Genomic DNA, 23,042 nt, shown 5'->3' on the forward strand with positions numbered 1-23,042 from the left:
TTTGTTGAGTAAGGTTAAGAGATTTGCTTTTTTTGCAAGGTTGGGAACATTTCTATTTTTTGTTCCTTTGATTTTATTTTTAATATTTTTAGATTTTAAAAATTATTTATTTCTTAATATTTTAATTTTTATGTTTAGTGGTTTTGCAGCAAAAGAAGTTAATGATTTATTAAAATTTAAATCTTCAGGACTTTCGGGTATATTATCTTTTTTTTTAGGTCTTGTTCCCCCAATTTTAACGTATATTCATTTTAATGTTTTTTATTTAGGCATGAATGTAGTCTATTACTTGGTTATAGCCTTAGTGTTTAGCAATTGGATTGTTAATTTGGTGTTCATTAAAGAGCATGAGATTGGAAACTTTTTGTCTCAAGCAACGTCAATACTTTTTATACTTATATATCCTGGGGTATTAATGTCTTTTACAGTTTCTATTACTACTTTGCCCAAAGCTCCATTTTTAATGTTAATACTTTTTGCTATGGTAAGCGGAAATGATACTTTTGCCTATCTTTTTGGATATTTTTTAGGAAAAAACAGCTATCGTCCTACTATTATTAGTCCAAATAAAACATTAATGGGGTTTTTTGGGGGCATTTTGTTTTCTGTTTTTACTGCTATATTTGCGGTAGTTTTTAAATTAATAAATTTAAGTTATGCAGAATCTATTATTTTGGGCATTTTGATTGGAGTTTTTACTATTATTGGCGATTTGTTTGAATCTGGATTAAAACGAAGTGCTGGAGTAAAAGATTCTGGGAAAATCATTCCCGGTAGAGGTGGGGCTCTTGACTCTATTGACTCTTTTCTTTTGACAGGCCCAATATTTTATTTATATTTATCTTAATGATTTTTGGAGGAAATTATGTATATCCTTTTTAGTGTACTAGCTCTTAGTTTTATAATATTTATTCATGAGCTAGGGCACTTTTTGTTTGCTAAGCTTTTTAAAGTTAAGGTTGAAGTTTTTTCTGTGGGTATAGGTCCTAGCATATTAAAGTTTAAAATTAATAATACTGAGTATAGACTTTCTCCAATTCTTCTGGGAGGATATTGCAAGCTTAAAGGATTTGATCATCTGGAAAAAGAGCTTAAGGCAAATAAAGAATTAGAAGCGGATAAAGATTCTTTGTTTGGAATTTCACATTTTAAAAAAATTTTAATATATTTTGCAGGCCCTTTATTTAATTTAATTTTTTCATTTATTGTTTTCATTTTTATAAGTATGATGGGTGTTATATATTTTGATCATTCTTCAAAGGTTAATATTTTAAATAAAAATTCTTTTTTAAAAGATAAATTTAGAGATGGTGATGTTATATTAAAGGTTAATAATAAAAAAATTGAATATTTTTCTGATTTGAGAAATGTTATTCCGGAAGAAAAATCTACAGTTACATTTGATGTTTTAAGGGGAAATGAAAATATTGTTTTTGAGGAGACTGTTAGTTTGCAAGATTTTTTAAAAGAAATTGGCCCTTGGATTGATCTTGTGATAGCAGATGTAGTTTTAAATTCGCCTGCTAAGATAGCGGGAATGAAATCGGGTGATGAAATAATGAGCATTGATAATATTCTTTTGAAAAACAAAAGAGATTTAGATGATTTGCTTAAGAGTTTAAATTCAGATGTTGTAGAGATTAAGTTTTCTAGAAATGGAGAAATTTTTTCTTCAAAATTAGTATTTCAAGATAAAAATAAAATGATTGGCATATATTTTTCACCACCTTTAAAAAGGATAATTAAAGTGGAAAATGTTTCAAGTGCTATTAAGAATTCTTTTTTTAAGGTTATAAATGCTTTGCAAGATATTTTGCATTCTATTTTTTTATTGATAACAAATTTTTTCAATACTTCTAAGAATGTATCAGGGCCCGTAGGAATTGTGAGTATTCTCTCTTCATCTTATTCTTTGGGGTTATTGTATTGGATTAATAGTATTTCTGTCTTAAGTTTAATTCTTGCTGGTATGAATCTATTTTTTATTGTAATACCTGTTTTTGACGGAGGGCAAATTTTTATCAGCTTTATTGAGCTTTTACGCGGGAAAAGATTTAAGGCCAAAACCATTTATGCTTTTTATAGTTTTGGCATTTTTTTAGCGCTGTTTCTTTTTGGCTTAGGCCTTTTTAACGATTTGAAGAGTTTTTTACATATTTTTAATTAAAAATTAGAAATGTATTTTAGCATAAGCCAAAAGTGAGATGCTGATGCAATGATTATTAATATATGAAATACATCGTGCATTTTCATGTTAATTGTTGGATTGAATTTTTTACTTAATATGTATACTATTCCACCTATTGTATATACGACTCCACCAAAAACCAACCAAAAAAATCCTTTTCCGTTAAGGGCATTGTAAATGGGTTTGATTTTAAAAAGGATGATCCATCCCATGGTTATAAATATCAATCCATTAAACCATCCAGGACTATTTGCAAATATTGCTTTGAAAATGATTCCGATTATAGCTAGACCCCACACTATACATAAAATTATTACTCCTGATTTGTTTGGGACAAGGATTGCGCATGCGGGAGTATATGTTCCTGCTATTAAAATAAATATTGAAATATGATCAAATTTTCTAAAGATTTTTTTTATTTTACTTCCTTTTGGAAATATGTGGTAAAGAGTGCTCATTACATATAATAGAGTCATTGAAAATCCATAAATAAAAAATACAAGCATATGTAAATCTTTTTTCTTAAGAGCAGATATTGTAATAAGAATTGTTGTTCCAACTATAGACAAAATAGTGCCAAAAAGATGCGATATAGAACTGAAAAGCTCATTTTTTGGTATTTTGTTTGTATTAAGACCACTTAATGAATAGTTTTTAAGTTTGTTTTCCGTAAGCACAACTTTCCCTCCGTTTGATCATTTACTTATAAAAAATATATAATACATTACTTTAATTGTAAGTTTTTCTCAAGATCAAATTAAATCTAATTAAATCTTACTTAATTTATTTAATATAATTTATTTAATAATATTTATTTGACTTGTTTTTAGTAAGGTTTTTTTTTGTGAAAAAAGCTTTATAATAAATAATGTTTATTGAGATTAGCATTGGAGAGGCATAGCATGATTAATTTTATTAAAATAATTAGCTTTTCAAGTTTGCAAAAGTTTTCTAAAGCACTGCGAGTGCCCATTTCTATTTTACCAGTTGCATGCTTATTGATTGGTATTGGATCTGTATTTTCAAATCCTTCTAATATTGTTTATGTTGATAAATTTTTTATTCAAGATGTTTTAGGCCTAATGAAGGCCATAGGCAATGCTATTCTTCTCAATATGCCTTTAATTTTTTCTATTGGAATTTCTATTGGAGTTGCAAGAATGGGGCAGGGAACAGCTGCTTTGGGAGGTCTTGTTGGTTATTTAACATTTAACATTACCGAAAATTATTTTATTGAGGCTTTTTCAGGACTTGTTGAAGCAGAAACAATGTCTTCTGTGGGGCGTATAAATTTTCTTGGTGTTCAAACTTTAAATACGGGAATTGCAGGTTCTTTAGCGGTAGGTCTTTTAGTTGGTTATTTGCATAACAAATTTTATAATGTGAAGCTACCAAAGCCTTTTGTGTTTTTTTCAGAGTGTCATTTTGCGCCTATAGTAATGATTATGCCTTTTTGTGTTATTTTGGCTATGTTTTTTTGTTTGATTTGGTCGAGGTTTGATGGATTAATTACATATTTGGGTATGTTTGTTTTTAGATTTGAATATTTTGGCAGTTTTCTTTATGGATTTTTAAATAGACTGTTATTGCCTTTAGGATTGCATTCTATTTTATCTTTTCCTTTTGAGTTTACTTCTTTAGGTGGAGTAGAAACAATCAATGGCAATACTTTTAGAGGTCTTAAAAATATATTTTACGCGCAGCTGTTAGATCCGTCGCTTATTAAATTTTCATCAGGCTTTGCTAAGATTGGTAGTGGATTTTATCTTTCTATCATGTTTGGACTTCCTGGAGCAGCATTAGGGGTTTACAAGGGCATTGTTCATGAAGATAAAAGGAAAGTTGCAGCTCTTCTTTTTTCTGGGGCTTTAGCAGCTTTTTTGACAGGAATAACTGAGCCTTTAGAATTTTTATTTATTTTCACAGCGCCTTTGCTTTATTTTGTGCATGCTATTTACTCTGGATTTGCATTATTGTTTTCTAATTTTTTTGATATTACTATTGGAAATACCTTTTCTACGGGATTTTTGGATTTTTTTATGTTTGGAATACTTCAAGGAAATTCTAGGACAAATTGGATTAGCATAGTGCCTTTGGGAGTAATCTTTTTTATTCTTTATTATTTTACTTTTAGCTGGCTTTATAGATATTTTGATTTTCAGATATTTGTTGCGGATGATCCATTTTTTGAAGGTCAAGAAGGCCGGCTAGAGAGCCTTGGGATTGCGCATCTTTTAATTCAAGGTCTTGGTGGATTTGATAATATTACAAAGCTTGATGTTTGTTCTACAAGATTGCATGTAAGTGTTGTTAATACTGAGCTTGTTGATAATGATTTGCTTAAAGAGGCTGGAGTTCTCAAAATAGGATTTGTTAATGGTAGGGTACAGCTTTTTTATGGAGCTGATGTATTTTATATTAAAAAAGCTATTGATAGCTATTCTCCAAAAAGTCTTTTTGAAGCTAGTGTTATGGTTGCAGTTGATAATGTAAAAAAAGGCTTTAAGACTTATATTGAAATGAAAGAAGACAAAAAACTTGAAAAGCAAGGTAAATCGGGAAAAATTTATAAGCTTAGCGAAGAAGAAGATTAAAAATTCGTATTATTTTGTAGTTACTTTTTTTCTATGCTGTAACTTAAAAAGTTTTTATTGTTGAAAAAAATTAATCTCTTTTATATACTAACTAAGTAACCTTCGTTGCATATTTTGCAACGCGTTAGACCATAAGGAGTTTTAGTAATGATTAAAAGATATGAGGCGTGTTTTTTGTTTAAAAGTGAAGAGATTGAGTATAAGGGTTCTTTAGAAGAGGTTAAAAAATCTTTAGAATTGTTTGGTGCGACTGATATTGTTAACAATATCATTGGAGAGAGGGCCTTAGAGTATCCTATCAAAAAGCAAGCTAGAGGTCGTTATGAAATAATAGAATTTAATATGGAAGGTATTAATTTAAAAGAATTTGAATCGAAACTTAAGTTAATTAAAAACTTGCTTAGATATATGGTTTTGGTTAAAGTAGTTAGGAAAATTAATACCAGAAAAATCAAAAAAAGAAATTTTAGAGAATTTAGAGACAATGTTGACAAAGACAGTTTTAAGGGCAGCCCTAAAATTGAAACAGCAGTAAATCCTGAAATCTCGGATGTTCAGGATAAATAAAAGGATTTTAAATGGCCGATATTAATTCATTAGTATTATCTGGCAGACTTACAAGAGATTCTGAGCTTTCTTATACAGAAAGTGGCATGGCTGTTCTTAGGTTTTCTTTAGCTAATAATAGAAGAATGAAGAAAAATGACGAATGGGTTGATTATCCACAATATTTTGATTGTGTTATTTTTTCAAAAAGAGCTGAAAGTCTTAATGAGTATTTGAAAAAAGGCAAACAAGTTGTGGTAAGTGGATCTCTTAAATATGAAAGCTGGCAAGATAGGAATACTGGTGATAAGAGGAGTAAGGTAAATATATTTGTAGATAATTTGCAAATGTTTAGTTCAGGCTCTAATGCATTTCAAATGCAAGATTCAGATATTAATAATTTGGCAAGCCATAAAAAAGAAGATGCAATCAAGGATGTTGATATTGTTGATGATAAATTTAGCGAAGATATACCTTTTTAATGGAGTTTAAGTTTATGTATAAAGATAGAGATGCTAATCAAAGAGATTCAAGATTTGAAAATCAACAGGATGGTTTTAAAAAAAATTCAAATTTCAGATTTTTTAAGAAAAAGTCATGTAAATTTTGTGATTCTGGCAAACATCCCGATTATAAAGATTTTGATTTTCTTAAAAAGTTTATTACCGAGCAAGGCAAGATTTTGCCTAAAAGAATTACTGGAACTTCTGCAAAGCACCAAAGGCGTTTAGCATTAGAAGTCAAACGGGCAAGATATATGGCTTTGTTGCCTTTTATAAAAAAATAGCTACTTAGGGGTAATTATGAAAGTGATTTTAAAGGAAGATTTTATTAATCTGGGAAGAGAGGGCGATACTGTAGAGGTAAAAGATGGATTTGCAAGGAATTATTTGCTACCCAAAGGTTTTGCAGTTTTTTCAAATAAACATAATGTTGAGATTTTTAATCAAAAAAGAAGATCAATATCAAAAAAACAAGAAACAAAAAAACAAATTGCCAATGATTTGAAATCTAAGCTTGATCTTGTTAAATTAGAATTTTTTATGAAATCTAATGATTCTGGCAAATTGTTTCATAGCGTTAACAGCTCTAATATTGCCGATGAACTTTTTAAACTTGGTTTTGATATAGAAAGAAGAAAAATAGATATACATCATGGAACTTTAAAGACTTTTGGGATTTACGATGTGACAATTAAGCTTTATGAAGGGATTAGTTCTATTATTAAGGTAGAGATAAAAAAAGAAGAAAAGCAAGATAATAAAAAATTTTTAAATAAAAAGTTAAATAAAGTAGATGAGTAGGCTGAAAAGGGGCGGGGTGTAGTTTGTGGCTTTAGCAGCTTTTTCAAATTCTGCACTTCTTTTTAATGATGGTGCAGAAAAAGCAGTAATTTCTAGTATATTTTATAATTCAGATAAGTTAGATCAGATTGCTTTTCACGTAAGAGCTGATGATTTTTACAATGAAACTCATAAGTTGATTTTTAAAGCAATGGTTTCGCTTTATGAAAAAAGAGAAAATATTGACCCCATTACCGTTTTTGAAGAAGTATCTAAACATGTTTCAAAGACTCAGCTTTTAATTAAAAAAGATTTAATCAATTTACCAGATTATTTAGATTCGCTTTCAGTTTATTTGCCAACAGATAGAACTATAAATGTTTATGCAAAAATTGTAAAAGAACAGAGTGTTCGTAGAAGCATTTTAAATGTTTCTAAAGAACTTAATGATTATATAAATGATTCTACAAAAACTATTAATGAGATTGTTGAAGAATCTCAACAAAAAATCCTTTCAATTGAGTTAGATTATTCTAGTAAAAACCTATATCATGCTAAAATTATTGCAGAGCGTGTTCATAATGAGATATATGAACGTAGTATGAAGAAAAAGGAAGCTAATTTTGGCATTCCAAGTGGCTTTAGAAAAGTTGATTCTCTTATTGGGGGATTTAGAAACAGTGATTTTATTATAGTTGGTGCTCGTCCTAGTATTGGTAAAACGGCATTTGCATTAAATATTGCGTCTGCTATTGCATTGAGAAAAGAAGGAAAGAAAAAAGTAGGATTTTTCTCTCTCGAAATGACCGCAGATGCTTTAATAAAAAGAATAATATCTTCTCAATCTTGTATTGATAGCTTTAAAGTTCAAAATAGTATTTTATCTGGACAAGAGATAAAGGCATTAAATGATATTGTAAATGAGATCAGTGATTCTGAGCTTTATATTGAGGATACTCCTAATATTAGTTTACTAACTTTAGCAACTCAAGCTAGAAAGCTTAAGCGATTTTATGGCATAGATATAATATTTGTCGATTATATTAGTCTAATTTCTTTTGAAACAAAAAATCTCCCCAGGCATGAACAAGTTGCTTCGATTAGTAAATCTCTTAAAGAGCTTGCTAGAGAGCTTGAGATTCCTATTATTGCATTATCTCAGCTTACAAGAGATACGGAAGGGCGTGAGCCTAATCTTGCTAGCCTGAGGGAATCAGGAGCATTAGAGCAAGATGCTGATATTGTAATTTTACTTCATAGAGATAAAGATTTTAAATTCGAGTCTTCTGCTGAGATAGAACCAATAGAGACCAAGGTTATTGTAGCAAAACATAGAAATGGTCCTACAGGTAGAGCAGATATATTATTTTTACCACACATTACTAAGTTTGTTAATAAGGACCATCAGTATTAATTTAATGTTTTTATTTAATGATTATTCCAATTCCCAAATAATTAAAGTTAATAGAATGTTTTTCTAATTTTTTTTCATCTAGATCATAAGCTAGCGGAACATAATTAACTTTTGAATATATTTTAAAAATATATTCAGTGTTATGGTATTTTAGCATTCTGAATAAAAATCCCAATTCATTTTCAATTCCAGCTTGAATAATATTTTTTATTCTTATTGGTCTGAAGATGTTTTTAATGTCTTGATTATTTTGGTTATAGGCAAAAAATAATCCCGAAATGATATAAGGATTAAATGTTTTTTGTGGTAAAAATTCATACATTATGCCCGATGATAATCTATTTGTAAAGCTATTGCTTTCATTATAATTGGTGTAATAATTTGTTGCTATTGAGAAATAATGATTGATGTTTTCATTTATTTTATAAAATACTGAATTTCTTATGTTAAATGGTATCATAATATCAAATCCAAAGAAAAAATTATTACTTAAAATATTAAATTCATTTTTTGATTCTGGTACTATTGTGTATTCTTCAGGCGTAATGATTATTCCAAATCCCCCAACGCTTAAAAAATTTTCTTTGTTTGAAAAATTTTTAATGTTTAAATTGTTTGTTATGAAAAAATTTTTAGAGTAAAGTCTATAATTTATTCCAATTCCCGTTTCTGCTTCTTGTATTTTTGAATATGTTTTAAGATTTTTAATTTGATTTTGAATTTGGGCGTAAAATTTTATATCAAATCCAATATTTTCATTTTTTAAGGTAATTCCAATACTGTTTTTGATAAAATAATCTGCAAAATAAGATATATCTATGTAATTTTCTAAATTTAAAAAATTCATGTAAGAGTAATTCAAAGCAAAGCTTAAAAATCCCCTATAATTATAGTCATCGTAGCTTTTTATACTCGGAATTGGGCGGTGTTGATTTAAAATGAGGTGAATTATACTTTGCATTAAGCGCCCTCCCCAGTCCCCAAATAATAAGTTTTTAACCCCAATTCCTAAATCTACTTCTCCAAAATTTTTTTCATTAATTAGCAATAAGATTGGAAAGTAATACATGAATCCTATCTCAATCAAATCCGCTCTACTGATTAAAGATTTTGGCGAATTTTTATAGCCTCTATAGGTTAACATGTGTGCTTCTAGATTTATTATAAAATTGTATTTTGAAGTATAGGTAAAAATTAGAGAGCCACTTCTCAAGTCATCAAAAAAATCGCTTAGCGAAAATCCAAATCCATCATTTAATATTTCGAAATAGTATTTGTCAATACCTTCATTTTTATATTGAATTGCATGATTGTAAGAATAAGCTTTTAATGTGGAAATTATAAATATTATAAAAAATATTTTTTTAAGGCGCATTTTATAATTATAGCACTTTAAGTCGTTTATAGTTATTTATTAAGTAATTTAGCTATAATAGTTTATTTTTATTTAATAAACTTAGCTAACTTAGTTTTTGTAGTAAGCGATTATATTGTATAATTCAATGGAGTTTACTAAGACTTTAGGAGTAGTTGTAATGAAAAAGGTAGCTATTATTGATGGACTTAGAATGCCTAATACCAAGTTTGGAGGCTCTTTTAAGGGACTGAGTATTGTTGATGAATCTTCAAAAGTTGTTAAAGCTTTGCTTGAAAGAAATAGGCTATGCAAAGTGGATGAGGTCATCATTGGGAATGTAATATCTTCAGGGCTTGGTCAAAATATTGCAAGGCAAATTGCTTTAAAGTCTAATTTGGGCGATGCTGTACCTGCATTTAGTGTTAATAAAGTTTGCGGCTCTGGTCTTAAGGCTTTGGAGCTTGCATTTAATTCTATTGTTCTTGGAAGCAATGACATTGTTTTAGCTGGGGGAGTAGAAGATTTAACCAATTCTCCTTATTTATTACCCAGAAAGATTAGATTTGATGGTCTTAAATTTGGTAATTTTGAACTTGAAGATTCAATTCAAAAAGATGCCTTAATAGATTCTCTAAATTTTATTTCCATGGGACTTACAGCGGAAAATCTTTCAGAAAAATATAGCATAACAAGGGAGATGCAGGACGAATTTGCGTATAATTCTCATATAAAATCATTAAGGGCAAGAGAACTCGGATATTTTGAAGATGAAATTTATCCTTTGACTGTTTTTGATAAGAAGACCAATTCTAGCAGGGTTGTCTCAAGTGATGAGGAAATAAGAGATAATTTGACTCTAAATAAACTGGCATCTCTTAATCCTGTTTTTAAAGAATCAGGTACAATAACTGCTGGAAATTCTTCCAGTTTGAATGATGGAGCTTGTTTTTTAATCTTAGCAAGTGATGAAATGGTAAAAAGCTTGGGGATAAGTCCATTAGCTTATATTGGAGGATTTGAAAGTGTGGGGCTTGATCCGCTTTATATGGGTTTTGGCGCTTATTTAGCTATTGAAGGCATTATTAGTAAATTAAGTTTAAATCCTAACGAAATAGATTTGATTGAAGTTAATGAGGCATTTGCGGCTCAAGCATTGAGTATTGAAAAGGCCTTGTTTAAAAAATATAATATAACTAGAGATATCATTAATGTAAATGGTGGTGCTATTGCTTTGGGGCATCCATTTGCAGTTAGTGGTTCAAGAATTTTATTAACACTTTCTCGTTCTATGAAAATGAAGAATAAAACAAAAGGAATAGCATCTGTTTGTATTGGAGGTGGACAAGGAATTTCTAGTTTTTTGTATAGATGAAAATGTTTTATTAACTAGATTTAAATGTTAAATTTTGTTAAATTAGTGGGTAAGTGATTCTTTAATAAGAGGTTATGTTATGAAGAGTTTTTTATTTTTGATAATATTGGGAATTATGGGGATTAACTCTTTTGCTCAAAATACCCCCGTTGCTATTATTAATTTATATAAAAATGAAATTATTACTAAAACCAGTTTTGATTCAAAGGTTGATATATTTAAAAAGACACAAGGTAGAGACTTGACTGCTGCTGAGAAAAAGCAAGTTCTGCAGGTTTTAATAGCAGATGTTCTTTTTAGTCAAGAGGCTTCAAAACAAGGAATTAAAGTTTCAGATGATGAAGTTATGCAAACAATTAGAACTCAATTTGGACTTGTAAATCTCACCGATGAGCAAATTAAGCAGTTGATAGAAAAACAAGGTACAAATTGGGATGAGCTTTTATCTTCAATGAAAAGATCTTTGTCTTCTCAAAAACTTCTTTTAATGCAAGCTCAGCCTAAGTTTTCTGAAATTAAAACCCCTAGTGAGAAAGAAATTGTTGAGTATTATGAGGCTAATAAAACTAGATTTGTAAATCCAGATATTTCAAGAGTTAGTCATGTATTTTTTTCTACTAAGGATAAAAAAAGATCAGATGTTTTGGATCAAGCAAAAAATATTTTAAGCCAAATAAGATCAAAAAAAATTACTTTTGAAGAAGCTGTAAGGAAATATTCAAATGATGAGTCTTCTAAAGCTAAAAATGGTGATCTTGGATTTTTGTCAAGAGATGATCAAAATGCTCAAAATCTTCTTGGGGTTGATTTTATAAAAGAGGTTTTTAATTTTAATAAGGGGGATATATCTTCACCTATTGCCTCAAAAGAGGGGTTTCATATTGTTAAAGTTACAGAAAAATATGCTCAGAGATTTTTAAGCTTGAACGATAAAGTATCGCCTACTACAGATTTGATTGTCAAAGATGCGATAAGAAATAACATGGTTAATTTTCAACAACAGCAAATTGTTGTTCAAGTGCAACAAGATGTATATGGCAAACTTAACAAGTCTGCAAACATACAAATTTTGGACTCTAGTCTAAAATAAAACATGTTTTTATTTATATAATTTTAGTATGGACTTAATGCATGAAGTTAGAGTTTTGGCTTTTCAAAAGATTTATAGTATTGATATCAATCAAAGCGCAATGGATGATATTTTTGATATTTTTAATATTGAGGGTAAAGGATTAGATATAGAAAATGAATCTCTCAAGTCCTTTTATTCTTCGCTGGTAAATGGTACTTTTAATAATTTAGAGCATATTGATAGCTTGATTAGGAATATTTCTTGGAATTGGTCCTTAGATAGAATGGACAAGGTTGATCTTGCAATACTTAGAATGGGCGTTTATTCCTTAAAATTTCAAAATTTTGGAAATTCAAAGCGTGCTGTAATTGATGAGTCAATTTTGATTGCTAAGAAATATGGCAGTAAAAATTCTTACAAATTCATAAATGGTATACTTGATGCTTTATTGAAAAACATGGAGAATTGTATTGAAAAAAAATAAAATTTTGGTATTCACGTCGGTAGTTTTTTTATCAGTTTTTTTGGGTAGTTATTATTTCTATTTCAATCCCAACATTTTATATTTTTTAAAAGGCGAGAAAGATTTTAGCAAACTTATTGTAGGAATTGATTTTTATATCGACAATAAAAAATTTGCTGATGCTGAAAAAGAAATACGATTTTCATCGTATTATGCTAATAGTGAATTTAAATGGCTAGCTCTTATCAAAAGAGCCAAAGTTTGGGCTTTAAATACCGGCGATTATCGTCTTATGGGTGATATAGTAAATCTTGGTGTTAAAGTTTTGCCTGGTAATTTAAAACTAAGAGCTTTAGAAGTTTATTCTAAGCTTAAAATTGGGTTTTTAAAGGATGCTTATAAAATTGCAAGCCAATATCTTTTAGATAGTGAAGAGTATCGAAGTCTTTATGAAGAAGTTTTTGTGAAAAATTTAAGTGCAGATAATAATGTTTTAGATTTTAATAAGTTTATTGATAAAATCTATAGAGAAAAGGATGCTCGTGTTTTTGAAGAGATAGGTTTAAATCTTAAAAATAATGCATTTTTAGTAAATGCAATGCTCTTGCATATAGAGAAAAAAAACATAGATGCTGCTGAGCGTATACTTTTTAAAATTAAGGAAGACAAAAACTTTTTCAAAGAGCTTGCATATGTTTCATATAATCTTAATGATTTAGATTATACAATTTCAAATCTAAAATTCATTGAAAATGGAGATGATCCGGCTTTACTTTTTTTGCTTGCTGATGCTTATTTTAAAAAAGGAGATATTAAAAATGCTAAGAATGAATATTTAAGGCTTTATACAAAATTTCCCGATTATAATGTTCTTGTTTATTTAAATCTTGCACTTATAGCTAATAATGAGAATGATTCTAAAAAGGCAATTTCTTATTTAAATAAGGCCAATGAAGTATTTAAAGATAATAAAATAATAAGTTATTATTTAGCAAACATATACTTCAAAACTAAAAATTATTTTAAAGCCAATGAGATTATAGCTAATTACAAGGAAGATCCTTTATTTTTTAAAATTCATTTTGCATTAAATTATGCAAATTCTGAGTATGAGGCAAAAAAGTCTTATTTATGGCGATTATTTTACAAAACAGAGTACAATTCTGGAATTGCCCAATTTTTGGCTTGGAATTTGTTGCTTTATTCAGATTTAAAGGATTTAGATTTATTTTTTAAAATTTATAATTTTTCTGAGAATGAGCAAGATTGGTATGATTTTTATAAATTTTATTACTATTTTCTTAAAAAAGATTTTGTTAATTCAAAAAGGGTAATTTTTGATAGTAAAGTTCAAAAATATATGTTTGGACTTTATTATAATCTTGGAGTTTTGAGTTTTTCTGAGAAAAATTATAAAGAAGCAGAAAGATATTTTAATAAAGGAATATCTTTATTGCCTGACAATTTTTTTGATAAGGATGCTAATACTCATTATGAGCGTGAGCTTTTATCAAAAATCTATTTAAAACAAGGAATTAATTATCTTTATTTGGGAAAAATGGAAAAAGGTAAAGAGTCTATTTTAACTTCTTATTCTTTTTACAAAACCGATGAAGGAAGACTTTATAAAAACATGATAGATACACTTAAAGAAAGGAAGTTGAATTTTGACTAAACTAAGATTGAAATCTAAAGATGAGATAAAAAAAATAAAAGCTTCAGCGAGCTTGTTAGCGCTTACTTTATTGGAAGTTGAAAGAAATATTGCTCCTGGTATTAGCACTAAGGAGCTTGATTTAATAGCCTATGATTTTATTATTAAAAATAAAGCTAAGCCCGCTTTTAAAGGATATCATGGGTTTAAGGGCACTATTTGTGCATCTGTTAATGAAGAGGTTATTCACGGTATTCCCGGAAAAAGAAAACTAGCTGATGGGGATATTATTAGTATTGATTGTGGAGTTATTCTTGATGGATTTTATAGTGATATGGCAAAAACTTTTAAAGTGGGAAGTGTGGATCCTAGTGTTGATAAACTTTTAGAAGTTACAAATGCTTCTCTTTACAAGGGTATTGCTGAGATGAAAGTAGGAAATAGAATTTTAAATATATCAAAAGCAATAGAAGGGTATATAAAGCCATTTGGTTTTGGAATAGTTAGAGAATACACAGGTCATGGTGTTGGATTTCAACTTCATGAAGAACCAAGTGTTCCAAATTATTATGCCCCTTTTTTTAAAAATATAAGAATTCAAGAGGGTATGGTTTTAGCTATTGAGCCTATGGTAAACTTAAAGGGGCATGAGGTTTCAATAAAAAGTGATGGTTGGACTGTTTTTGCATCCGATCTTAGTTATTCTGCACATTTTGAACACACGGTTGCTGTTGTTGATGGGTTACCTTTAATTTTGAGTGAAGTTTAAATTTTAAAGTAATCAAATTAAAAAAATATTAATTTATAAATTGAGTAATTATATGGAGGTTATGAAAGTGGAAAAAAAGTTTTTTTCTGGATTTATTCTCAGTTTTTTGGCTTTGGGTATCGGATTTTTTATTGGAATGCATTATTTAGATTCCAGTAGAAGCAACATTGTTTTTGCAGAAGAAAAGAATAATACAGTACAAGCTTTACAAGATTCTTTTAGAGAAGTTTCTAAGAAAATTTTGCCATCGTCTGTAGAAGTTCATGTAACAGGAGTAGTCAAGCAAAGTTTTCCCATGCCATTTTTCTTTTTTGATATGCCAGAATTTGATTCTGAGAGAAAAAGTAATTGGGCAGGGTCTGGAGTAATAATTGGTAGAGATTCTCAAAAAAAATCGTTATTTTATGTAGTTACAAATAGTCATGTAGTAGATAAGGCAATTGAGCTTGAAGTTATATCTTATGATAAGAAAAAGCACAAAGCTAAATTAATTGGCAAAGATGATAAAAAAGATATTGCACTTATTAGCTTTGAAAGTGATGACTCAACTATTAAAGTAGCTGATCTTGGAGATAGTGATAAGCTTGAAATAGGTGATTGGGTTATGGCAGTAGGTAGTCCTTTTCAATTTAGTTTTACAGTTACAGCGGGCATTGTGAGTGGATTGCAACGTTCTGCAAATCCTAATTTGCAATCAAGGAATTTATTTATTCAAACCGATGCTGCAATTAACAGGGGTAATTCAGGAGGCCCTCTTGTAAATATAAAAGGTGAAGTTATCGGGATTAATGCTTGGATAGCGTCAAATTCTGGTGGAAATATTGGATTAGGTTTTGCAATTCCTGTTAACAATATTAAAAGTACTGTAGATTTTTTCCTTAAAGGTAAAAAAATTGAATCAGCATGGCTTGGAATTTCTTTTTATCCGTTAAAGGCAAAAGATTCTGAAGTGCTAAAAAGCTTAGGGGTCGAAGGTAATGATGCTCCATCTGCGATTATTGCCTCTCTTTATCCGGGTTCGCCTGCTGTTAAGTCGGGGCTTAGAGCCGGAGATATTATTGTGAAGGTTAATGGGGTTCCAATGAACATTTTTCAAGACGTTACATCATATATTGGTGATTTTTATGCTGGAGAGAAAGTAAATGTAGAAATTTTAAGAGGCAATGTCAAAAAAAATATTGAGATTGTTCTTGCTGTTAGACCTAATGATAAAGAACTTTCTTCTTCAAAGATGTTTCCAGGTTTTGTTGTGTATCCGTTAGTTGAAGAAATTAAAACTCAGCTTAATTTAAGAAATTGGATTAAAGGTGTTGTTGTTGATTATATTGATAAAAATTTAGCATCAAACATTAAGTTAAAATCAGGAGATGTAATTCTTTCTGTAAATTCAAAAAATGTTTCTAATTTAAGAGAATTTTACGATGCTCTTCAGATTGGAAAAAATACTTATAAAATTTTAAGAGAAAACGATTCTTTTAATGTTTCGTTTTAGTAAATTTTAGTTTTGGGCTAAGATCAAATCTTAGCCCTTTTTTGTTTTATGTGTTAATTTGAAAGTAAAATATTTTGATTAAATAGGATTTATTGGTATTAAAAAGGAATAAGTTTAAATTATGAAAAAATATGTTTCTTATGAAGAGATAAGAATTAATGGGTTTAAGCTTGCTTATAAAATTTATAAAGATGGATTTATTCCAGATATTATGTATGTCTCTTTGAGAGGTGGGGCCTATCTTGGAAATATTATTAGCGAATTTTTTAAATTTGTAAAAGTAGACAAACCCCTTTTGTATGCTGCTGTTGTTGCTAGATCTTATGATATTGTTAATGAACAAAAAAAGATAATGGTAGATGGTTGGACTTATGATCCAAAATATTTAAGGGCGGGTGATAAAGTTTTATTTGTTGATGATATTTTTGATACGGGTCGTACTATTGTTTATTTGAGAGGTGAAGTTTTAAAAAAAGGTATAGAGAATAAAAATGTTAAAATAGCAGTTTACGATTATAAGGATCATGGATTTGTAGATTATATTCCCGATTATTATGTTAATAGATATTCTAGCCAAGAAGAATTAAATACTTGGATTCATTATGGAAATCATGAGCTGATAGGATTGAATGAAAATGAATATAAGAATAGTTTTAAATATATAGATAGCGAGTTTAATGAAATCTTAAAATTTTTGGTAAAAAATAAATCTTAATTATTGTCACTTATATATTCGATTAAAGTGTATCCTTTTGTTGTTAGCATTTTAATTATTATTCCAAGGTTGTCTTTTAATATTGGACCGATTAGCGCGTGAGTTTTTTCGGTTTTAACCGGAAATTTACTAGTATTTTTAATTGCCTCAAAGCTATCATTTTCATAGCTAGGATGAACTTTAATATAATGATTTGTTGTAAAATTTCCAGCACTTGCAGTTTTTTGATTGATGTTATTGCTTGAATTCCTGTTGGGATAATTAACTTTCTTTGATTTTTGTATGTATATATTGGAATTTATATTTTTTTCATCGCTTGTATCTTTTTTAAAAATCGATTTTTTTATGGTTTTTTTGAAGTTTGAGTTTGAATCGTAATCCTTAGATTTTTTTTTGATTTTTGTTTCTACGTTTGAAAATAATTCTAATTTATTGTTTAAATTTTCATCTTTTGCTGAAAATAATTTTATTGCGAAAAGAAAGAGTATCAGTAATTTATAGAGGGTTTTTAATCTCATTTTCATATTTCCTTTTGTTTGATTAAAAATAAAGATTTTTAGGAGTCCTTGGGAATGGTATTGAATCTCTTATATTAGATATTCCGGTTGAATATTGCACTAGTCTTTCAAGTCCAAGTCCAAAACCGGAATGGGGAGTAGAGCCAAATCTTCTTAAATCAAGATACCAGTTTAGATGTTCAATGTTTAGATTTAATTCTTTTATTCTATTTTCTAATTTTTGTAAGTCGTCTTCCCTTTCGCTTCCCCCTATGATCTCTCCAATTCTTGGAACAAGTATGTCCATTCCTTTGACAGTTTTATTGTCTTTGTTTATTTTCATGTAAAATGCTTTAAAATTTTTTGGGTAATCAATAACCACTACTGGTTTTTTAAAAGTTTCTTCTGTTAAGCATCTCTCGTGTTCTGTTTGCAGATCTATTCCCCAATAAGGTTTTATTTCAAAATTTTTTTTGGATCTTTCAAGAATTTCGATTGCTTTAGTATAGGTAATAACTTCAAAATTTGAATTTATTACGTTTTCTAGTTTTTTAATTAAACCTTTTTCAATGTAATTTTCTAAAAAATCCATATCTTTTGAACATTCGTTTAAAATTGAACTTAGAATATATTTTAAGAGTTCTTCTGCTAAGATAATATTGTCGTTAAGTTTGTAAAAAGCCATTTCTGGTTCTATCATCCAAAATTCTGAAGCGTGGCGTGTGGTGTTAGAATTTTCTGCTCTAAATGTTGGTCCGAATGTATATATTTTAGATAAAGCCATTGCATACGCTTCTCCATGTAATTGACCAGTTACAGAAAGAAAAGCTTCTTTTCCAAAAAAGTCGTCTTTAAAATCAATATTGCTAAGTGTATTGTCTGGTTTGTTAAATTTTAGTGTGGAAACCCTAAACATTTCTCCAGCGCCTTCTCCATCATTTGATGTAATTATTGGTGTATTAATATAAAAAAATCCATTTTTTTGGAAATATTCATGAATTTTGTATGAAATTTTGTTTCTTACCCTAGCAATAGCTCCAAATGTATTAGTTCGTATTCTCAAATGAGGTATTTCTCTTAAAAATTCAAAAGTATGTCTTTTTTTTTGTAATGGGTAAGTTTTTGGATCTGCTTCTCCTATTACATTAAAACTATATGTTTTTATTTCATAATTTTGTCCTTTTGCAGGACTTTCCACTAGCAGTCCTGTTAGCGATATGCTTGCACCCGTTGCTATTTTTTTTAGCTCTTTTTCATCAAATTGATTTTCTTCTTCGTTTATTACAGCTTGAATTCCTTTAACTGTTGATCCATCATTAATTTCTATAAATCCAATCTTGCCATTACTTCTTTTAGTTCTAATCCATCCGTTTATTGTAACATTGCTGTTTAAAATTGGATTTTCTAAAATATTTTTAATGCTTTCAAACATTTTATTTATCACCCTAAATATTTATTAATATTGCTAAATCAATTTTATTATAGCTTAAAACTTTTTTTTAAAAAAACATTCAACAAATTTTATTATTTTAATTCTTGAAATTAACTTTATTAATATTTATACTTTATTTTTTAGAGGTGATTATTATTTTGTAATGAAAAGTTCCAAAAAAGTAATAATTGTTTTTGATTCAGGAATAGGGGGGCTTTCTTATTTTAAATATATTAAAAGTAAAATGGAAGGGTACCAGTATATTTATGTTGCAGATAATAAAAATTTTCCTTATGGAGAGAAGAGTTCGGAATATCTTTTACAAGTAGTTCTGTTTTTAATTGATAAACTTACAAAAATCTATAATATTAGTGCATTAATTTTGGCTTGCAATACAATTTCTGTTAGTGTATACAATAAATTAAATTTTGCTTTTCCAGTGATCTATACTTTGCCAGAGGTAAGCTCAGTTTCAGATCTTGCTTTTAAAAAAGTTCTTTTGATTGCAACAAATACTACCCTTGAAAGTGAATTTATTAAAAATCAAGTAAATGTGCATGACGATTTGGTTGTTAAAGCTGCTGGAGAGCTTGTTAATTTTGTTGAATATGGAGAGAAGTATAGAAAAGATGCGCTTAAATGTTTGGAAGCTTTAAAGCTTGCAGTTGTAAGCACCGGTAGAGAAATTGTTTTTCTTGGATGCACCCATTATTTGCATCTTAAGACAATGATAGAAGATTTTTTAGAGATTCCCGTTTATGAGAATCGCGAATTAGTGGCACAAAGTCTTATTAGATTTATGAATTTTACTGAATATAAAGGCAATAATTACAAAAGTAATGTTGATTTTATGGATGAATTTTATTTAACCAGAAATGAAAATTTGACTTTTTATCGAAATTTTTGCAAAAAATACAATCTCCATTTTAAAGGAACGATAATTTGAACCCTCTTAAATTTGAAGTTATTTGGGGAGTTAATAATATATTCTCTATTTTAGAACTTAGCAGCAAATTAATTTACAAAGGAATTTTCAAGGGAAAGGTATTAGAAACGGACTATAAGGAATATAGTCCGTTAGTTCCTGGAGATATAGTATTGGGGTATATTTATAGTTCTCGTAAGGTATATATTGATAAGCGGATAAGTAGAAAAAATATTCTTTGGCGTTATAACAAGAAAGCAAATCTTAGACAGACAATTGTTTCTAATGTTGATAATGTTTTAATTGTAAATTCTGCTAACATCCCCGAGATGAAAAATTTTTTTATTGACAGAGTTCTTGTTGTTGCAGAAGAGCAAAATATTGTTCCTGTTATTGTTATTAATAAGATTGATAAAGGAATAAACCAAAAGGTTGAGGAATTTTCTGAAATTTATAAAAATCTGGGATATAAGGTTTTAAAAACCTCTGTTAAAACTTTTGAAGGTATTAAAGAAGTAAAAGAGGTTTTGAAAAATTCAAGAACTTCTTTTATTGGCCAATCCGGTGTTGGCAAGTCTTCTTTAATAAATTTGATTGATTCAAGGGCTTCTCAGTCAGTAAATGAAATTTCACATAGGTATTCTAGAGGGAAACATACTACTGTTTATTCAATATCATTTCATTCTGAGAGCGGAATAATAATTGATACTCCCGGAATAAAGGAATTTGGGATTGAAACATTGCCTTTTGAGAATCTTAAATATTATTTTAAAGAGTTTGAAAATTTTTCTAGTTCTTGCAAATATAAATCTTGCTTACATGTTGGCGAACCGTGTTGTTCTGTTGTAAGTTCTTTAGGCAATGGTATTTCTAAATCCAGGTACGAAAGCTATTTAAAGATTTTGTCGGAGCTTAAAAATTATAAAAATTATGCAAGATAAATATTTAAAAAATATTGACTTTTATGAAATTTTATCTTTAGTGTCTAAATATATTTCTAATCCAGATACTGTTGATTTACTAAATAATCAAAAAATATTAAAAACAAAAGAAAGTTTAGAGGAAATTTTTTCCTTTGTTAATCTTATTAGAATGCTTTTTGAGGGTTATAAGGGATATCCAAATTCTTTTGTAAGTAGTTTGAAATATCCTATTTTATTATTGTCAAAAAAAAATTCAAGAGCTTCTATTGAAAATTTGAGAGACATTGTAGGATTTTTAGATGAGATTTTGAGAATAAATTCGTTTTTACATAAAAATAATGACATTAAGCATCTTGATGTTCATATTTTATCTGATTTATTGTTTTTAAGTCCAGAGCTAAAAAATTTGCTTAGTGAATTGAAAGAACATATAGATGTTGATGCTCTCGAATTGAAAAGTGGTGTTGTAAAAGAATATGATTCGATTGAATTTGAAATTAAAAATTTAAATAGACGAATTGAGAAGCAGATAAAAAAAATAATTAACTTAAACTTAGAATATTTGGCTTCCAATTTTGTTTATTATAAATCTAATAAATATACTCTTGCTCTTAAGTCCAATTTTAAAGGTAAAATTAAGGGTAATGTTATTTCTGTCTCCTCATCAGGTGAAACCTTTTATGTTGAACCAAATGATATTGTAAATGATAACAATAGATTGAATTATTTGGATTTAGAAAAAAAAAGAATAATTTTAAAAATTTTACAGAACCTTTCTAGTAAAGTGCATAGCAATATTGTTTTTTTAGATAAGCTTTATAATAATTTTTTATATTACGACTCTTTAAAGGCACGGGCTATTTATGGAATTAAAACCAAAGGGATATTTCCTGAGATTTCAAATGTATTAAATATCTTTGATGCGCATCATCCTTTAATAGAGGATTCTAAAGCAATAACCTTTACTCCTTCGGAGAATCGTGTTGTAATTATTACTGGTCCTAATGCTGGTGGTAAAACGGTAACTTTAAAAACAATTGGACTACTTAGTGCAATGTTTCAATTTGGGATTCCTGTTCTTGTTAGTGAGTCTAGCACTTTTAAAATTTTTGACAATATTTTTGTTGATATTGGCGATGAGCAGTCAATTACTAATTCTCTTTCAACTTTTTCAAGTCATATGAGCAATATTTCTTATATTTTAAAACATACCACAAAAGATAGTCTTTTAATATTTGATGAATTTTGTTCGGGAACAGACATTGATCAAGGGCAGGCGCTTGCTATTTCAATTCTTGAATATTTAATTAATATTAATTCTTATGTTTTAATATCAACCCATTATAATGCTCTTAAATATTTTGCATATACTCATGAAGGTGTTATTAATGCTTCTATGCGGATGAATTTAGAGACAATGCAACCCAATTATAATTTAATTTTTTCTATTCCCGGAGATAGTTATGCGTTTAATGTTGCTAGAAAAGTTTTGATTGACAGCAGTATAGTAATTCGTGCTAATGAAATTTATTCATCTCAAAAAACAGAAGTTAGTAAAATTTTAGAAAGATTAATAGAAAAAGAGAAAGATTTGCTTTTAATTAAAGAAAATATGAATAAAAAATTAATCCAAATAGAATTGCAAGAAAAAGAAGTAGAAAGTGTTTATCAAGATCTTTTATTAAAAGAAAAAAATATTGAAATAAAGCTTTTAAATGAGCAGAATGAATTTTTGAAAAATTCAAGAAAAGTTTTGGAAAATTTAGTTAGAGAAATAAAAGAGGGAAGCCTTGATACTGCAAAGAATAAAGCTTTTATATCAGATTTGGAGAAAAATATAGATTTCAAGTTAAATAAAGTAAATTCTCTTAACAATAAAAGAAATGTAACAACAGATTTTAAAATAGGAGACAGTGTTAGAATAGTTAATTCTAATGCAAAGGGAAAAATAGTTGGTATTTCTAAAAAGAAGATTACTGTAAATGTAGGTGCCTTTAATGTTAGCGTTTCCAGCTCAAATATATCTTTGGAAAACTTTACAGAGCAGAAAAGAGAAGGGGGTAAAAGTTTTAGCTTTTCGATTGATTACAGTAAAGAAGACCTGTTAAGTTTTACTTTTGACATTAGGGGTATGAGATCTGTTGATGCTCTAGACTTTTTGAATAAGAAAATAGATAATATTATATTAAATGGCATTAATAAATTTGAGATTATTCATGGAAAAGGAGAGGGTTATCTTATGAAAGAAGTTCATAGTTTATTAAAAGAGTTGAAGTTTGTTAAAAAATATTATTTTGCTCATCCTAGTGATGGAGGGGCTGGAAAAACTATAGTTGAGATTTAGTT

General features: G+C 28.5%; 22 protein-coding genes. 18 read left to right on the forward strand and 4 right to left on the reverse strand.

Translation table 11 applies throughout. The features are described from left to right. Position 1 precedes the first annotated feature (1 nt). Together QIA41_RS03685 and rseP are read left to right on the forward strand one after the other, a co-directional pair. Positions 2-847 carry a phosphatidate cytidylyltransferase gene (locus tag QIA41_RS03685; protein WP_320292671.1) on the forward strand — a complete coding sequence of 282 codons (846 nt, stop codon included), beginning with the start codon at positions 2-4 and terminating at the stop codon, positions 845-847. A gap of 18 nt (positions 848-865) precedes the next feature. Then, positions 866-2,167: an RIP metalloprotease RseP gene (rseP, locus tag QIA41_RS03690; protein WP_320292672.1), complete on the forward strand. Its 1,302-nt coding sequence runs from the start codon at positions 866-868 to the stop codon at positions 2,165-2,167. Here rseP and trhA read toward each other — a convergent pair. Then, positions 2,164-2,865: a PAQR family membrane homeostasis protein TrhA gene (gene trhA, locus QIA41_RS03695; RefSeq protein ID WP_320292673.1), complete on the reverse strand. Its 702-nt coding sequence runs from the start codon at positions 2,863-2,865 to the stop codon at positions 2,164-2,166. The genes rseP and trhA overlap by 4 nt on opposite strands. Before the next feature lie 225 nt (positions 2,866-3,090). On the opposite strand from trhA, the gene QIA41_RS03700 reads away from it, so the two are divergent. The 6 genes from QIA41_RS03700 (at position 3,091) to dnaB (ending at position 8,025) form a co-directional block, all read left to right on the forward strand. Then, positions 3,091-4,782, forward strand: a complete 1,692-nt coding sequence (locus QIA41_RS03700) for a PTS transporter subunit EIIC (RefSeq protein WP_320292674.1) — start codon at positions 3,091-3,093, stop codon at positions 4,780-4,782. Between the two features lie 147 nt (positions 4,783-4,929). Next, on the forward strand, positions 4,930-5,349 hold the full coding sequence (gene rpsF / locus QIA41_RS03705) for a 30S ribosomal protein S6 (RefSeq protein ID WP_320292675.1): 420 nt from the start codon (positions 4,930-4,932) through the stop codon (positions 5,347-5,349). Between the two features lie 11 nt (positions 5,350-5,360). Next, positions 5,361-5,810, forward strand: coding sequence for a single-stranded DNA-binding protein (locus QIA41_RS03710; protein ID WP_320292676.1), 450 nt, complete (start codon positions 5,361-5,363; stop codon positions 5,808-5,810). A 14-nt stretch (positions 5,811-5,824) separates the two neighbouring features. Then, positions 5,825-6,115 carry a 30S ribosomal protein S18 gene (rpsR, locus tag QIA41_RS03715; protein ID WP_320292677.1) on the forward strand — a complete coding sequence of 97 codons (291 nt, stop codon included), beginning with the start codon at positions 5,825-5,827 and terminating at the stop codon, positions 6,113-6,115. Between the two features lie 16 nt (positions 6,116-6,131). Beyond that, a complete protein-coding gene (rplI, locus tag QIA41_RS03720) occupies positions 6,132-6,632 on the forward strand; it encodes a 50S ribosomal protein L9 (RefSeq protein ID WP_320292678.1) in 501 nt (166 codons plus the stop codon). A gap of 25 nt (positions 6,633-6,657) precedes the next feature. Further along, the gene (dnaB, locus tag QIA41_RS03725) at positions 6,658-8,025 is read left to right on the forward strand and encodes a replicative DNA helicase (RefSeq protein WP_320292679.1); all 1,368 of its coding nucleotides are present in this window, start codon (positions 6,658-6,660) and stop codon (positions 8,023-8,025) included. A gap of 10 nt (positions 8,026-8,035) precedes the next feature. Here the strand turns inward: dnaB and QIA41_RS03730 are convergent, their stop codons facing one another. Further along, entirely contained in the window at positions 8,036-9,400 is a 1,365-nt protein-coding gene (locus QIA41_RS03730; protein WP_320292680.1) for a hypothetical protein, read from the reverse strand. A gap of 160 nt (positions 9,401-9,560) precedes the next feature. Between QIA41_RS03730 and QIA41_RS03735 the strand changes: the two genes are divergently transcribed. The 7 genes from QIA41_RS03735 to QIA41_RS03765 all read left to right on the forward strand — a co-directional run bounded on the left by QIA41_RS03735 (position 9,561) and on the right by QIA41_RS03765 (position 16,919). After that, complete coding sequence (locus QIA41_RS03735; RefSeq protein ID WP_320292681.1) at positions 9,561-10,754, forward strand: acetyl-CoA C-acyltransferase; 1,194 nt, start codon at positions 9,561-9,563, stop codon at positions 10,752-10,754. Between the two features lie 79 nt (positions 10,755-10,833). Continuing rightward, positions 10,834-11,844, forward strand: coding sequence for a peptidylprolyl isomerase (locus tag QIA41_RS03740; RefSeq protein ID WP_320292682.1), 1,011 nt, complete (start codon positions 10,834-10,836; stop codon positions 11,842-11,844). Between the two features lie 37 nt (positions 11,845-11,881). Next, positions 11,882-12,310 carry a transcription antitermination factor NusB gene (nusB, locus tag QIA41_RS03745; protein WP_320292807.1) on the forward strand — a complete coding sequence of 143 codons (429 nt, stop codon included), beginning with the start codon at positions 11,882-11,884 and terminating at the stop codon, positions 12,308-12,310. Continuing rightward, a complete protein-coding gene (locus tag QIA41_RS03750) occupies positions 12,297-13,964 on the forward strand; it encodes a tetratricopeptide repeat protein (RefSeq protein ID WP_320292683.1) in 1,668 nt (555 codons plus the stop codon). Before nusB ends, QIA41_RS03750 begins: the two co-directional genes overlap by 14 nt. Next, complete coding sequence (gene map, locus QIA41_RS03755; protein WP_320292684.1) at positions 13,957-14,712, forward strand: type I methionyl aminopeptidase; 756 nt, start codon at positions 13,957-13,959, stop codon at positions 14,710-14,712. Before QIA41_RS03750 ends, map begins: the two co-directional genes overlap by 8 nt. A gap of 67 nt (positions 14,713-14,779) precedes the next feature. Next, positions 14,780-16,204: a DegQ family serine endoprotease HtrA gene (htrA, locus tag QIA41_RS03760; protein WP_320292685.1), complete on the forward strand. Its 1,425-nt coding sequence runs from the start codon at positions 14,780-14,782 to the stop codon at positions 16,202-16,204. A 121-nt stretch (positions 16,205-16,325) separates the two neighbouring features. Then, on the forward strand, positions 16,326-16,919 hold the full coding sequence (locus QIA41_RS03765) for a phosphoribosyltransferase (protein ID WP_320292686.1): 594 nt from the start codon (positions 16,326-16,328) through the stop codon (positions 16,917-16,919). Here QIA41_RS03765 and QIA41_RS03770 read toward each other — a convergent pair. Continuing rightward, positions 16,916-17,437: a hypothetical protein gene (locus QIA41_RS03770; protein WP_320292687.1), complete on the reverse strand. Its 522-nt coding sequence runs from the start codon at positions 17,435-17,437 to the stop codon at positions 16,916-16,918. The genes QIA41_RS03765 and QIA41_RS03770 overlap by 4 nt on opposite strands. Positions 17,438-17,459: 22 nt before the next feature. Next, a complete protein-coding gene (gene asnS / locus QIA41_RS03775) occupies positions 17,460-18,848 on the reverse strand; it encodes an asparagine--tRNA ligase (protein WP_320292688.1) in 1,389 nt (462 codons plus the stop codon). A gap of 163 nt (positions 18,849-19,011) precedes the next feature. Here asnS and murI point away from each other — a divergent pair, with 163 nt between their 5' ends. From murI to QIA41_RS03790, 3 genes are read left to right on the forward strand one after another with little or no spacing between them, the layout of a single operon-like run. Next, entirely contained in the window at positions 19,012-19,794 is a 783-nt protein-coding gene (murI, locus tag QIA41_RS03780; protein ID WP_320292689.1) for a glutamate racemase, read from the forward strand. Further along, a complete protein-coding gene (gene rsgA, locus QIA41_RS03785; RefSeq protein WP_320292690.1) occupies positions 19,791-20,714 on the forward strand; it encodes a ribosome small subunit-dependent GTPase A in 924 nt (307 codons plus the stop codon). The genes murI and rsgA overlap by 4 nt, the downstream gene beginning before the upstream one ends. Beyond that, on the forward strand, positions 20,704-23,040 hold the full coding sequence (locus tag QIA41_RS03790; protein ID WP_320292691.1) for an endonuclease MutS2: 2,337 nt from the start codon (positions 20,704-20,706) through the stop codon (positions 23,038-23,040). The genes rsgA and QIA41_RS03790 overlap by 11 nt, the downstream gene beginning before the upstream one ends. Positions 23,041-23,042: the final 2 nt, after the last annotated feature.

Origin of the sequence: Borreliella sinica, from assembly GCF_033969665.2 — a bacterium.
Taxonomy (GTDB): domain Bacteria; phylum Spirochaetota; class Spirochaetia; order Borreliales; family Borreliaceae; genus Borreliella; species Borreliella sinica.